Here is a 16,207-nt window from a genome sequence, read left to right as displayed (position 1 = left end):
AATGGTGAACGAGGAGAAGTACCTCGATTACCTCAAGCGGGCGACGGCCGACCTCCGCGAGGCGCGACGCAAGCTGCGCGAGGTGGAGGAGCGGGACCAGGAGCCGATCGCGGTCGTCGCGATGAGCTGCCGCTACCCCGGAGGCATCGACACCCCCGAACGGCTGTGGGAGCTCGTCGCCGACGGCGCCGACGCCGTCTCGCCGTACCCCGCCGACCGGGGATGGCCCGCCGAGGTCCTCTTCGACCCCGACCCCGACAGCGGCATCGAGGCCTACGAGCAGGTCGGCGGATTTCTCCACGACGCCCACCACTTCGACCCGGCGTTCTTCGGGATCTCCCCGCGCGAGGCGCTCGCCATGGACCCGCAGCAGCGGCTCCTGCTGGAGACCTCCTGGGAGGCCTTCGAACGCGCCGGCATCGACCCGGCCACGCTGCGCGGCAGCCGCACCGGCGTCTTCGCGGGCCTGATGTACCACGACTACGCCGCCCGGCTGTTCAGCGTCCCCGAGGAGATCGAGGGCTTCCTCGGCAACGGCAGCTCCGGCAGCATCGCCTCCGGCCGCATCGCCTACACGCTCGGCCTGGAGGGCCCGGCCGTCACCGTCGACACCGCGTGCTCCTCCTCGCTCGTCGCCGTCCACCTCGCCGCCCAGGCCCTGCGCAGCGGCGAGTGCACCCTCGCCCTCGCGGGCGGCGTCACCGTCATGTCGACGCCCGGCACCTTCACCGAGTTCAGCCGCCACCGCGGACTGGCCGGGGACGGGCGCTGCAAGTCCTTCGCCGCCGCCGCCGACGGCACCGGCTGGGGCGAGGGCGCCGGCATGCTCGTCCTCGAACGGCTCTCCGTCGCCCGCGAGAACGGCCACCCCGTCCTCGCCGTGATCCGCGGGACAGCCGTCAACCAGGACGGCGCCAGCAGCGGCCTGACCGCGCCCAACGGTCCCTCCCAGCAGCGGGTCATCCGCGAGGCGCTCGCCGGGGCCCGGCTCTCGCCCGCCCAGATCGACGCCGTGGAGGCACACGGCACCGGCACGACCCTCGGCGACCCGATCGAGGCACAGGCACTGCTGGCCACCTACGGGCAGGACCGCCCGGACGACCGGCCGTTGCTGCTCGGCTCGGTCAAGTCCAACATCGGCCACACCCAGGCCGCCGCAGGCGTCGCCGGGATCATCAAGATGGTCATGGCGATGCGCCACGGCGTCCTGCCCAAGACCCTGCACGTCGACGAGCCCACGCCGAACGTCGACTGGTCGGAGGGCGCCGTGCGGCTGCTCACCGAGTCCGTACCGTGGCCCGAGACCGGCGCACCCCGTCGCGCGGGCGTCTCCTCGTTCGGCATCAGCGGCACCAACGCCCACACCGTCATCGAGCAGGCCCCCGAGCAGGCCCCCGCGCCCGAGCGGGCCGCCGACGAGCCGCCGGCCGCCGCGGCCCCCGTACCGCCGCTGTGGAACCTCTCCGCCAAGTCACCGGCGGCCCTGCGCGCCCAGGCCGCGAAGCTGCGCGCGCACCTGACCGCCCACCCCGGCCTGCACGCCGGGGACGTCGCGCACTCGCTCGTGAGCGGGCGCTCCGACTTCGAGCACCGTGCGGTCCTCAGCGCCGCCGACGGGCCCGGTCTCGTCCGCGCACTGGAATCCCTCGCCGCCCTCGACCCGGACGGCTCCGCCCCGGGCGTCACCCTCGGCCGCCCGGTCGGCGGGAAGGTCGCCTTCCTGTTCACCGGGCAGGGCAGCCAGCACCTGGGCATGGGGCGTGAGCTCTACGACGCCTTCCCGGCCTTCGCGGCCGCGCTGGACGCGGTGGGTGAGCGGCTGGATCTCGAACTGCCGCTGAAGGAGGTCCTGTTCGGGACGGATGCGGCGGTGCTGGACCGGACCGAGTACGCGCAGCCCGCGCTGTTCGCGGTCGAGGTGGCGCTGTACCGGCTCCTCGAATCGTGGGGTGTGAAGCCGGACTTCCTGTCCGGGCATTCCATCGGTGAGATCGCCGCCGCGCACGTCGCCGGGGTGCTCTCGCTGGACGACGCGTGCACGCTGGTGGCGGCGCGCGGCCGGCTGATGCAGGCGCTGCCGTCCGGTGGTGTGATGATCGCGGTGCAGGCGTCGGAGGACGAGGTGTTGCCGCTGCTGACGGACCGGGTGAGCATCGCGGCCGTCAACGGCCCGCGCTCGGTGGTCATCGCGGGTGACGAGGACGCGGCGGTCGCCGTCGCGGAGTCGTTCCCCGACCGGAAGAGCAAGCGCCTCACGGTCAGCCACGCGTTCCACTCGCCGAACATGGACGGCATGCTCGAGGCTTTCCGCCAGGTCGTGGAAGGGCTGTCCTTCGAGGCCCCCCGCATTCCGATCGTCTCCAACCTGACGGGCGCCCTCGTCACCGACGAGATGGCCGCGCCCGACTTCTGGGTCCGCCACGTCCGCGAGACCGTCCGCTTCCTCGACGGCGTCCGCGCCCTCTCCACCCGCAACGTCGTCCACTTCGTCGAGATCGGCCCCGACGCCGTCCTCTCGGCCCTCGCCCAGGACTGCCTGGCCGACGAAGCCGACACGGCCGTCTTCGTACCCGTACTGCGCTCCGGCCGCCCCGAGACCGGCACCCTGACCGGCGCCCTCGCCCGCCTGCACGTCCGCGGCACCGCCGTCGACTGGGCCGCCTACTACGCCGGGACCGGCGTGGAGCGCGTCGACCTGCCCACGTACGCCTTCCAGCGCGAGCCCTTCTGGCTCGACGCCGGACGCCCCCCTGGAGACGTCTCCGCGGCCGGTCTGGGAACCGCCGGCCATCCACTGCTCGGCGCCGCCGTCGCCCTCGCGGGCCTCGACGGCTTCCTCTGCACCGGCCGGCTCTCGCTGGACACCCACGCCTGGCTCGCGGACCACACCGTCATGGGCTCGGTCGTGCTGCCCGGCAGCGCCTTCGTGGAGCTGGCCGTCCGGGCCGGCGACCAGGTCGGCTGCGACCTCCTGGAGGAACTCACCCTGCACGCCCCGCTCGTCCTGCCCCAGGACGGCGGCGTCCAGCTCCAGCTGTGGGTCGGTGCCCCCGACGCCACGGGCCGTCGCCCCCTCGGCGTGCACTCCCGCCCCGAGCCGTCGGATGACGCCCCCGCAGCCGACCACGACGCGGCCGAACGGCCGTGGACCCGGCACGCCGACGGTGTCCTCGCCGTCGGCGCCCCGCAGCCGTCCTTCGCCCCCGAGACCTGGCCCCCGGCCGACGCCACGCCGCTGCCCGTCGAGGAGCTCTACTCCGGGCTCGCGGAGGCCGGACTCCACTACGGCCCCGCCTTCCAGGGCGTCCGCGCCGCCTGGGTGACCGGGGAAGCGGCCTACGTGGAGATCGACACCTCGGACGAACAGCGCACCGACGCCTCCCTGTTCGGGCTGCACCCCGCCCTCCTCGACGCCGCCCTGCACACCATCGGCATCGCCGGACTCGTCGAGGACACCGGCCGCGGCCGGCTGCCGTTCTCCTGGACCGGAGTGTCCCTGCACGCCGTCGGCGCCTCGACGTTGCGCGTCCGGCTGTCCAAGGCCGGCCCGGACACGGTGTCGCTCGCGCTCGCCGACGGCGCCGGAGCGCCCGTAGCGGACATCGCCGCGCTCACGCTGCGCACCGTGTCCGCCGGACAGTTCGACACCGGGGCGGGCGGCCCCCACGACTCCCTGTTCCAGGTGGAGTGGAACCTGCTGCCGCTCCCCGCCCCGGCCGACGCCCCGGACACGGCCGACGAGCAGCGGCTGGTCCTTGACGGGCCGTCCGCCGCCGACGCGCTGGATGCGGCCCTCGACACCGGGGCGCCCGTCCCGGGCACCGTCCTCGTACACCTGCCCGCCGCGCCGGAACTCACCCCCGAGGCCGTCCGCACGGCCACGCACGGCACGCTCCGCCTGTTGCGGCGCTGGCTCGCCGACGACCGGCTCACCGACAGCCGGCTCGTCCTCCTGACCCGGGGCTCGGTCGCCGTCCGCACCGGCGACCGAGTACCCGACCCCGTTCAGGCGGCCGTCTGGGGCCTGGTGCGCTCCGCGCAGTCCGAGCACCCGGGCCGTTTCGTCCTCGTGGACACCGACGTACCGCCCGCCGAGGTGTCCGGGGCCGACCTCGACGCCGTCCTCGCCGCGCAGGAGCCGCAGCTCGCCCTGCGCGAGGGCGCCGCGCACGCTCCGCGGCTGGCCAGGGTCGACTCCGGCACCGCGGCCGAGGCCCCCTCGTACGACCCCGAAGGCACCGTCCTCGTCACCGGGGCCGCCGGCACCCTCGGCCGGCTCGTCGCACGGCACCTCGTCGCCGAACGCGGCGTACGCCACCTGCTGCTGCTGAGCCGACGTGGCGACACGGCGCCCGGCGCGGCTGAGCTGACGCGCGAGCTCAACGAGCTCGGCGCCGACGTGACCTGGACCGCGTGTGACGCGGCGGACCGGGAGGCGCTCGGCGCCGCCCTGGCGGCGATACCCGCCGCGCGTCCGCTGCGCGCGGTCGTCCACACCGCCGGTGTCCTCGACGACGGCGTCATCGACTCGCTCACGCCCGAACGCCTCGACGCCGTCCTGCGGCCCAAGGCCGACGCCGCTCTCCACCTCCACGAGCTGACCCGCGACCTCGGCCTGTCGGCGTTCGTCCTGTTCTCCTCGGCCGCCGGTGTGTTCGGGGCCCCCGGCCAGGGCAACTACGCCGCCGCCAACTCCTTCCTGGACGCCCTCGCCCAGCACCGCCGGGCCCGGGGCCTGCCGGCCGTCTCCCTGGCCTGGGGCCTGTGGGAGGACGCCGACGGGATGGCCGGCGCGCTGGACCGGGCCGACCTCGACCGGATGAAGCGCGGCGGCGTGCACGGCCTCACCGCGGCCGACGGCCTCGCGCTCCTCGACCTGGCCGACGCCCTGGCCGCGGCCGGCCCGGAGGCCGGCTCCGACCGCGCCGGTCAGGCCCTGCTCGTGCCGATGCGGCTGACGCTGCCCCCCGCCGGGGCGGGCGTGGCCCCGCTGCTGCGCGGGCTGGTCCGCACCCCCGTACGGCGCACCGCCGCGACCGGGACCGGCGGCGGGCGGGCCGGGACGCAGCAGTCCGCCCTGGAACGGAGCCTCCTCGGCCTCGACGCCCCCGGACGGGAGCGGCTGCTGCTCGACCTCGTCCGCGGCCACGTCGCCGACGTGCTCGGCCACGGCACCCCGGACGCCATCGAACCCGGACACGCCTTCAACGAGCTGGGCTTCGACTCCCTCACGGCCGTCGAACTGCGCAACCGGCTCGGCGCGGCCGTCGGCCGCCGGCTGCCCGCCACCCTGGTCTTCGACTATCCGACCTCGCTCACCCTGGCCCGTCACCTCTCCACCGAACTCGGCGGGGACCGCCCCGCGTCCCAGGACGCGGCCGCCGGGCCCGGCTCCGGCGCCACCGGCGCCGACGACGACCCGATCGCGATTGTGGCGATGAGCTGCCGCTACCCGGGTGGAGTGACCACCCCGGAGGAGCTGTGGCGGCTGCTGGAGAGCGGCGGCGACGCCATCACCGGCTTCCCGGCCGACCGGGGCTGGGACGTCGAGTCGCTCTACCACCCCGACCCCGACCACCCCGGCACCTCCTACACCCGCCACGGCGGCTTCCTGCACGACGCCGCCGGATTCGACCCGACGTTCTTCGGGATCAGCCCGCGCGAGGCGGTCGGCACCGACCCGCAGCAGCGGCTGCTGCTGGAGACCACCTGGGAGGCCTTCGAACGCGCCGGCATCGACCCGGCCACGCTGCGCGGCAGCCGCACCGGCGTCTTCGCCGGCGTGATGTACCACGACTACGCCGCCCTGCTGGAGCGCTCGGCCGACGGCGCGGACGGCTCGCTCGGCTCCGGCAGCACGGGCAGCATCGCCTCGGGACGCATCTCGTACACCTTCGGACTCGAAGGCCCCGCCGTCACCATCGACACCGCGTGCTCCTCCTCCCTGGTCGCCCTGCACATGGCGATCCAGGCCCTGCGCACCCGCGAGTGCGACCTGGCCCTCGCCGGCGGTGTCACCGTCATGGCCACCCCGGGCACGTTCGTCGGCTTCAGCCGCCAGCGCGGCCTCTCCGCCGACGGCCGCTGCCGCGCCTTCTCGGCCGACGCGGACGGTACGGGGTGGGGTGAGGGTGTCGGCATGCTGCTGGTGGAGCGGCTGTCGGACGCGCGCCGCAACGGTCACCCGGTGCTGGCCGTCGTGCGGGGTTCGGCGATCAACCAGGATGGTGCGAGCAACGGTCTGACCGCGCCCAACGGCCCCTCCCAGCAGCGGGTCATCCGCGCCGCCCTCGCGAGTGCGGGTCTGTCGGCCGGCGAGGTCGACGCGGTCGAGGCCCACGGCACGGGCACGACCCTCGGCGACCCCATCGAGGCACAGGCCCTGCTGGCCACCTACGGTCAGGACCGCCCGGCCGACCAGCCGCTCCTGCTCGGCTCCATCAAGTCCAACCTCGGACACACCCAGGCCGCGGCCGGTGTGGCGGGCGTCATCAAGATGGTGCTCGCGATGCGGCACGGCGTACTGCCCCGCACCCTGCACGCGGAGCAGCCGTCGCCCCACGTGGACTGGTCGGAAGGCGCCGTCAGCCTGCTGACGGAGCCGGTTCCGTGGCCGGAGACGGGCCGCCCGCGCCGGGCGGGTGTGTCGTCGTTCGGCATCAGCGGCACCAACGCCCACACGATCATCGAGCAGCCGCCGGCCGAGGCCGCCCCGGCCGAAGCGGAGGGCGTCACCACGCCCGACGTGCTCCCGCTGCGCCTTTCGGGCCGCAGCACGGACGCCCTGTCCGCGCAGGCCCGTACCCTGGGCGCCCACCTGGAGACCCGCCCGGAGCTCGCGCTCACGGACCTCGCCCACTCCCTGGCCACGACCCGCGCCGGGTTCGACCACCGCGCGGTGATCGTGGCCAGGGACCGCGCCGAGGCCGTCACCGCCCTGGCCGCACTAGCCGACGGGCGGACGGCGCCCGGTCTGGTCCGGGGCACGGTCGCCAAGGGCGGCCGCACCGCGTTCCTGTTCACCGGGCAGGGGAGCCAGCGGCTCGGGATGGGGCGTGAGCTCTACGACGCCTTCCCGGCCTTCGCGGCCGCGCTGGACGCGGTGTGCGAGCGGTTCGACCTCGAACTGCCGCTGAAGGACGTCCTGTTCGGGGACGACGCGGCGCTGCTGGACCGTACGGAGTACACCCAGCCCGCGCTGTTCGCGGTCGAGGTGGCGCTGTTCCGGCTCCTGGAGAGCTGGGGTGTGCGGCCGGACTTCCTGTCCGGTCACTCGATCGGTGAGATCGCGGCCGCGCACGTCGCAGGGGTGCTCTCACTGGAGGACGCGTGCACGCTGGTGGCGGCCCGCGGCCGTCTGATGCAGGCGCTGCCCGAGGGCGGGGTCATGATCGCCGTCCAGGCGTCGGAGGACGAGGTCCTGCCGCTGCTCACCGACCGGGTGAGCATCGCGGCCGTCAACGGCCCGCGCTCGGTGGTCGTCGCCGGTGACGAGGACGCGGCGACCGCCGTAGCGGAAGCCTTCCCGGAACGGAAGTCCAAGCGCCTCACGGTGAGCCACGCGTTCCACTCGCCGCACATGGACGGCATGCTGGCCGACTTCCGCCAGGTCGTGGAGGGGCTGTCCTTCGAGGCCCCCCGAATCCCGGTCGTCTCCAACCTGACCGGTGCCCTCGTCACCGACGAAATGGCCTCGCCCGACTTCTGGGTCCGCCACGTCCGCGACGCCGTCCGCTTCCTCGACGGCGTCCGCGCCCTGGAGGCCGCCGGAGTCACCACCTACGTCGAACTCGGCCCGGAGGGCGTGCTGTCCGCCCTCGCCCAGGACTGCGCCACCCACGCGACCGGCGCCGACTTCGCCCCGACGCTGCGTGCGGACCGCCCCGAAGCGGAGACCGTCGCCACTGCCTTCGCCCGGGCACACGTGCGCGGCGTCGAAGCCGACTGGCACGCCTGGTTCGCCGGGACGGGCGCGCGACGCGTCGACCTCCCCACCTATCCGTTCCAGCGTGAGCGCTTCTGGCCGGAGACCGGCACCCCGCTGCCCGGCGACGCCACCGGCCTCGGCCTCGCGGCAGCCGGCCACCCCCTGCTGGGCGCGGCGGTGTCCCTCGCGGACGCCGACGGATGCGTCCTCACGGGCCGGCTCTCGCTGCGCACCCACCCCTGGCTGGCGGACCACGCCGTCATGGGTTCCGTCCTCGTCCCGGGGACGGCCTTCGTCGAGCTGGCCCTGCACGCGGGCGAACGGGTCGGAGCCCCGGCCCTCGACGAGCTGACGCTCCAGGCGCCGCTGGTCCTGTCGGACGCGGGCGACGCCGTCCAGGTACAGGTCACGGTCGGAGCGCCGGACGCCGCGGGCCGCCGTGCGGTAGCCGTGTACTCCCGCGCGGCCGACGCGGACGCCGACTCGGACGTCGACGACGAACCGTGGCTCCGGCACGCCTCCGGACTGCTGGTGGGCGACGTCCGTGCCACCACCGCAGACCTCAGCGTCTGGCCGCCCACGGGAGCGGTCCCCGTCCCGGTGGACGACGCGTACGAGCTGCTCGATGCCTCCGGACTCCGCTACGGACCCCTGTTCCAGGGCCTCCGGGCCGCCTGGCGGCACGACGGCGGACTGTTCGCCGAACTCGCCCTGACCGGACGTGCCCAGGCGGACGCAGCCGCGTTCGGGCTCCACCCCGCCCTGCTCGACTCCGCGCTGCACACCCTGGCGCTCGACGGCGCCCTGACCGCGGGCCCGGACGTCGACACCGGCGAAGGCGCCCGACTGCCCTTCGCGTGGAACGGCGTACGGCTGCACGCGGCCGGCGCCTCGGCGGCGCGGGTCCGCCTGGCCCCGGCCCGACACGGCGCGGTGTCGCTGGAACTCGCCGACTCGGCCGGTCAGCCGGTCGCCTCGGTGGACTCGCTGGCCCTGAGGGCGGTTTCGCCCGAGCAGATCGGCGCGGCGCGACGCGACGGCCGCACCGACTCCGTGTTCCGGGTGGACTGGACGGCGCTCCCCGCCGATCGGACGGCCGCGGCACCGGCTGACGGGGCCGATGTCGTCGTCACCTGCCTGCGCACGGACGGCGGCCCCGCGGTGCCGGAAGCGGTGCACGCCGAAACGGCACGGGTGCTGCGGCTGGTGCAGGAACGGCTGTCGGAGGACCGGTCTGCCACGGACGCGCGTCTGGTGTTCGTGACGCGGGGTGCGGTGGAAGCCGTGCCCGGTGAGGGCGTGCCCGACCTGGTGCATGCCGCGGTGTGGGGTCTGGTGCGTTCGGCGCAGTCGGAGAACCCGGGCCGGTTCGTCCTGGTCGACCTCGATGCCGACACCGACGTCGATGCCGATCTGAACGAGGGGCTGTCGGCGGCGCTGGCTTCGGGTGAGTCCGAGGTCGCGGTACGGGGCGGTGCGGTGCTGGTGCCGAGGCTGGCGCGGGCGGCGGGCGCTGCCGACGCGGCCACCGAGTGGGATGCCGATGGCACGGTGCTGGTGACGGGTGCGAGTGGTTCGCTGGGCGGGCTGTTCGCCCGTCACCTGGTGACCGGGCACGGTGTGCGGCGTCTGCTGCTGGTGAGCCGGCGGGGTGAGGTTCCGGAGTTGTCGGCGGAGCTTGCGGGTTTGGGTGCCGAGGTGTCGTGGGCGGCGTGTGACGTCGCCGACCGCGAGGCACTGGCGGCCGCGCTCAAGACGGTTCCCGCGGAGCACCCGTTGACGGCGGTCGTGCATACGGCCGGTGTCCTGGATGACGGTGTGGTCGGTTCGCTGACCGCCGAGCGTCTGTCGGCGGTACTGCGGCCGAAGGTCGATGCGGGGTGGAACCTGCACGAGCTCACCCGGGATCTGGACCTGTCCGCGTTCGTGCTGTTCTCGTCGGCCGCCGGTGTGTTCGGCGGCGCCGGTCAGGCCAACTACGCGGCCGGGAACGTGTTCCTGGACGCCCTGGCGGCCCAGCGTCGGGCCCAGGGCCTGGCGGCCACCTCCCTCGCCTGGGGCCTGTGGGCCGAGGCTGGCGGCATGGGCGGCAGCCTGGACACCGAGGACGTGTCCCGGCTCGGCCGTGGTGGCGTCAGCGCGCTCACCGCCGCCGAAGGCACCGCGCTGTTCGATGCCGCCACCGCCAGCGGGCAGCCGCTCCTGGTGCCGGTCAAGCTGGACCTCGCCGCCCTCCGCACCCAGGCGGGCAGCGGGATGCTCCCGCCGCTGCTGTCGGGCCTGGTCCGGACTCCCGCACGCCGGGCCACCGCCGGAGCCACCGCCCTCGACGCATCCGGACCGGCGGCACGCCTCGTCGGCCTGACGGACGCCGAACAGCAGCTCCTCGTACTGGACTTGGTACGCACCCAGGTCGCCGCGGTGCTCGGCTACGCCGGGCCCGAGGCGGTCGAGGCCGACCGCTCCTTCCGCGAGCTGGGATTCGACTCCCTGACCGCCGTCGAGCTGCGCAACCTGATCGCCGCCGCCACCGGGCTGCGCCTGCCCGCCACCCTCGTCTTCGACTACCCGACCTCCACGGTCCTGGCCGACCACCTGCGGGCCGAGCTGCTCGGAGCCGTACCCGCCGCGCCGCCCGCACCGGGCACCGTCGCCGCCCGCGACGACGAGCCGATCGCGATCGTGGGTCTGGGCTGCCGGTACCCCGGAGGCGTCGAGAGCCCGGACGAGCTGTGGCGGCTCGTCATGGAAGGCCGGGACGTCATCTCCGGCTTCCCCGACGACCGCGGCTGGGACGTCGACGGTCTCTTCGACACCGACCCCGGCCGCGAGGGCACGAGCTACGCCCGCGAGGGCGGTTTCCTCTCCGACGCCTCCGCCTTCGACCCGGCGTTCTTCGGGATCTCGCCGCGCGAGGCCGTCGCGATGGACCCGCAGCAGCGGCTGCTGCTGGAGACCTCCTGGGAGGCCTTCGAACGGGCCGGCATCGACCCGCGGACCCTGCGCGGCAGCCGGACCGGCGTGTTCGCGGGTGTCATGTACCACGACTACGCCTCCCGGCTCGCGGCGCTGCCCGAGGGTGTCGAGGGCTTCCTCGGCACGGGCAACGCGGCCAGCGTCATCTCCGGCCGCCTCTCGTACACGTTCGGTCTGGAAGGCCCGGCGGTCACCGTCGACACCGCCTGCTCCTCCTCCCTGGTGGCCCTGCACCTCGCGGTGCAGGCCCTGCGCAGCGGGGAGTGCTCGCTCGCCCTGGCGGGCGGCGTGACCGTGATGGCGACGCCCGCGGCGTTCGTGGAGTTCAGCAGGCAGCGGGGCCTTGCGGCCGACGGCCGCTGCAAGGCGTTCTCCGCCGACGCCGACGGCACGGGCTGGTCCGAGGGTGCCGGTGTGCTTCTGGTGGAGCGGCTGTCGGACGCGCGGCGCAACGGGCACCCGGTGCTGGCAGTGGTCCGGGGTACGGCGATCAACCAGGACGGTGCGAGCAACGGCCTGACGGCGCCCAACGGGCCGTCCCAGCAGCGCGTCATCCGTCAGGCGCTCTCCAACGCCGGTCTGTCCGCCGCCGAGGTGGACGCCGTGGAGGCGCACGGCACGGGCACGTCGCTGGGTGACCCGATCGAGGCACAGGCGCTGCTGGCCACCTACGGCCAGGACCGGCCGGCGGACCGGCCGTTGCTCCTCGGCTCCGTCAAGTCCAACATGGGCCACACGCAGGCCGCCGCAGGTGTCGCCGGGATCATCAAGATGGTCATGGCGATGCGGCACGGAATCCTGCCCAAGACCCTGTACGTGGACCAGCCGACCCCGCACGTCGACTGGGCGGCGGGAGCCGTGACCCTCCTGGCGTCGGCCACGGACTGGCCGGAGACCGGCCGTCCGCGCCGGGCCGCCGTCTCCTCCTTCGGCTTCAGCGGCACCAACGCCCACGCCGTCATCGAGCAGGCCCCCGAGCCGGCAGAGCCCGAGGCACGGCCCGAGCCGGTCCGCGTGCCCGGCAGCCTGCCGTGGCTCCTCTCGGCGAAGGACCCGCAGGCCCTGCGCGAGCAGGCCGCGCGCCTGGCCGCGCACGTGGCCGAGCACCCCGGGCTGTCCACCGTGGACGTCGGCTACGCCCTGGCCACGAGCAGGACCGCTCTCGACCGGCGGGCCGCGGTGGTCGCGGAGGACCGTGAGGGCTTCCTCGCCGGTCTCGCCGCGCTCGCCGACGGCGACTGGACGGCCGGCCTGCTGGAAGGCTCGCCGACGCCCGGGAAACTGGCCTTCCTGTTCACCGGGCAGGGCAGCCAGCGCCTGGGCATGGGGCGTGAGCTGTACGCGGCCCACCCGGTGTTCGCGGCCGCGCTGGACGCGGTGGACGAGCGGCTGGACCTCGAACTGCCCCTGAAGGAAGTCCTGTTCGGGGAGAACGCGGCGCAGTTGGACCGTACGGAGTACACCCAGCCCGCGCTGTTCGCGGTCGAGGTGGCGCTGTTCCGGCTCCTCGAATCGTGGGGTGTGAAGCCGGACTTCCTGTCCGGTCACTCCATCGGCGAGATCGCCGCCGCGCACGTCGCCGGGGTGCTCTCGCTGGAGGATGCGTGCACGCTGGTGGCGGCGCGCGGCCGGCTGATGCAGGCGCTGCCGTCCGGTGGCGTGATGATCGCGGTGCAGGCGTCGGAGGACGAGGTGCTGCCGCTGCTGACGGACCGGGTGAGCATTGCGGCGGTCAACGGTCCGCGCTCGGTGGTCATCGCGGGTGACGAGGACGCGGCGGTCGCCGTCGCGGAGGCGTTCGCCGACCGCAAGACCAAGCGCCTGACGGTCAGCCACGCGTTCCACTCGCCGCACATGGACGGCATGCTCGACGCCTTCCGCCGGGTCGTGGAAGGGCTGTCCTTCGAGGCCCCCCGTATCCCGGTCGTCTCCAACCTGACGGGCGCCCTCGTCACCGACGAGATGGCCGCGCCCGACTTCTGGGTCCGCCACGTCCGCGAGACCGTCCGCTTCCTCGACGGCATCCGGGCCCTGGAGAACGCCGGGGTGACGACGTACGTCGAACTCGGCCCCGAAGGCGTCCTCTCCGCACTCGCTCAGGAGTGCCTCACGCGAGACGGCGCGGCCTTCGTCCCCGTCCTACGCGCGGACCGCCCCGAGGAAGCCACCCTCGGTGCGGCCCTCGCCCAGACGCACCTGCGGGGCATCGCCGTCGACTGGGACGCCTACTACACAGGTACCGGCGCCCGCAGGGCGGACCTGCCCACCTACGCCTTCCAGCGGCAGCGCTACTGGCTGGAGGCACCCGCCCACACCCTCACGGGCGACGTCGCCTCCGCCGGGCTCGGCCCGACCGCGCACCCGCTCCTCGGGGCGGCGGTCGACCTGCCCGACTCGGACGGTTTCCTCTTCACCGGGCGCCTCTCCCTGCGCACCCACCCCTGGCTGGCCGACCACCGCGTCGCGGGCACCGCCCTGCTGCCGGGTGCCGCACTGGTGGAACTGGCCGTCCGGGCCGGCGACCACGCGGGCTGCGGCCACGTGGACGACCTCACCCTCGAAGCGCCCCTGGTGCTGACGGAGACGGGCGGGACGCAGCTGAGGCTCGCCGTGGCGGAGCCGGACGCGGACGGACGCCGGGCCTTCCAGGTCTACTCCCGTCCCGAGCAGAACGCTCCCGACGCGCCGTGGACCCGGCACGCCGAAGGCGTCCTCGCCCCCGACACCGACGACCCCGACACCGGGGCGGTGCTGGGGGAGTGGCCGCCGGCCGGAGCCGTCGACTGCGCCGTGGACGAGCTGTACCCCGGCTTCGACGCCATCGGGCTCGGCTACGGTCCCGCCTTCCGCAACCTGCGCCGGGCCTACCGGCTCGGCGACGAGGTGTTCGCCGAGGTCGCCCTCGACGAGGACCGCCTCGCGGAAGCCGCCCCGTACGGCCTCCACCCGGCGCTGCTCGACGCAGCCCTGCACGCCGTCGGACTCGGGGAGTTCTTCCCCGACGGCCCGCCCGGCGCGCGGCTGCCCTTCTCCTTCGACGGCGTCCGGCTGTACGCCGCCGGCGCCGAAGCGCTGCGCGTACGGATGGCACCGGCCGGCCGCGACGCGGTGGCGCTGACCCTGTGGGACGGGACGGGACAGCCGGTCCTGACCGTCGACTCGCTCGTCCTGCGCCCCCTGGCCGCCGAAGCCATCGCCGCCGCCGGTACCGGACCCGTGGCGCAGGCGCTCTTCCGGATCGACTGGGCCGCCCTGACGCTGCCCGAGGTGCCGCCGGCATCCGGCAGCGGCTGGGCGCTGCTCGGCGCGGACCCGCTCAAGACGGGCGCCGGCCTGGAACGGGCCGGGCTCCTCGACGACCCGTCCGCATCGACCCACCCGGACCTCGACGCGCTGGGCGAGTCCTTCGACCTGGCCGAGGCCCTGGGGGAGCCGGCACCGGAGACGGTCCTCGTCTCCCTGGCGCCCGACCTCGCGGCGCCGGCCGCGGCCTCGGCGGCACACACCGCGGCCCGGAACGCCCTGGAGCTCCTCCAGGGGTGGCTGGCGGACGACCGCTTCGCGGCCGCCCGGCTCGCCGTCGTCACCCGCGGCGCCATCGCCGCGGGCCCCGACGAGGACGTCACGGACCTGGCGCACGCCACGGTGTGGGGGCTGGTGCGTTCCGCGCAGGCCGAGCACCCGGACCGGTTCGTCCTCGTCGACCTCGACGGTGAGGACCCCTCGTACCGGGCCCTGCCCGCCGCGCTCGCCACCGACGAGACCCAGCTCGCCCTGCGCGACGGTGCCGTACGGGTGCCCCGGCTGGCCCGCGCGTCCCTCACACCGCCCGCGACGCCGACGGAGGACGGCATCCGTGCCATCGACCCCGACGGCACCGTCCTGATCACCGGAGCCACCGGCACCCTGGGCGGCCTCCTCGCCCGTCACCTCGTCACCGAGCACGGCGTACGGCACCTGCTGCTCACCAGCCGCCGCGGAGCCGCCGCGGCCGGCGCCGGCGAACTCGCCGACGAGCTGGCCGCGCTGGATGCCCGGGTCACCTGGGCCGCCTGCGACGCCGCCGACCGGGACGCCCTGGCCGCGCTGCTGGCCTCCGTACCGGCCGAGCACCCGCTGACGGCCGTCGTCCACACCGCCGGTGTGCTCGACGACGGCACGCTCACCTCGCTCACCCCCGAGCGGGTCGCGCGGGTGCTGCGGCCCAAGGCCGACGCGGCATGGAACCTGCACGAGCTGACCCGGGACCTCGACCTGGCGGCGTTCGTCCTGTTCTCCTCGGCGGCCGGCGTGTTCGGCAACGCCGGTCAGGCCAACTACGCCGCGGGCAACACCTTCCTCGACGCGCTCGCCCAGCACCGACGCGCACAGGACCTGGCGGGCCTCTCGCTCGCCTGGGGCCTGTGGGACGACGAGGCCGGCATGGCCGCGACCCTCGACGAGCAGGACCGGCGACGCCTCCGGCGAGGCAGCATGGACGCGCTGTCCGCCGCCGACGGCCTGGCCCTCTTCGACGCCGCTCTGGGCGCCCCGGCGGAGAGCCTGCTCGTGCCCGCCCGGATCGACCTGGCCGCCCTCCAGGCCCAGGTGGGCGACACCGTCGCCCCGCTGCTGCGCGGCCTGCTCCGTACGCCCGTACGGCGCAGGACGAGCGGCGGCGCCCTGGCGGACGCCCCGGGGACGCTCGCGGAGCGGCTGGCCCAACTCCCGCCCGCCGAAAGGGACCGGGTGCTGCTCGACACGGTCTGCACCCACGTCGCCCAGGTACTGGGCCACAACGGCGCTGCCGCCATCGAACCGGGCAGCGCGTTCAAGGAGCTGGGCTTCGACTCGCTCACCGCGGTCGAACTGCGCAACCGGCTCGGCGCGGCCACCGGACTCCGGCTCCCGGCCACGCTCATCTTCGACTACCCGACCCCGGAGCAGCTCAGCGGATACCTGCGTTCCGCCCTGCCCCTCGACGCCGACGGACCCACCGTCTTCGGCGAACTCGACCGGCTGGAGACCGCGCTGGGCGCGGTCGACGCGACGGATGCGGACGTCGTCACCCGCTCGCGGATCACGATGCGCCTCCAGGCCCTCGTGGCCAAGTGGAACGCCGGCCAGGACACCGGACGGCACACCGGCGCCGACGAGGACACCGACGACGACCTCGACGCGGTGACCGACGACGAGCTCTTCGACCTGCTCGACGACGAACTCGGCGCCTGAGCACGCCGGGCGGGGCACCCCGCCCCGCCCGGCCACCCGAACACCCCACGGACAGACCCGTACGACCGCCTCTCTGGCATGGAGCCCACGCAC

1 protein-coding gene is annotated in these 16,207 nt (G+C 74.9%); it reads left to right on the top strand.

The features are described from left to right. Positions 1-4: 4 nt before the first annotated feature. A complete protein-coding gene (locus ACXNSR_RS02845; protein WP_458643544.1) occupies positions 5-16,114 on the top strand; it encodes an SDR family NAD(P)-dependent oxidoreductase in 16,110 nt (5,369 codons plus the stop codon). Positions 16,115-16,207 lie beyond the last annotated feature (93 nt).

This window comes from Streptomyces sp. NC-S4, assembly GCF_054353315.1.
Note: the sequence above shows the minus strand (reverse complement) of the source record. Positions and strands in the feature narration are given on the sequence as shown.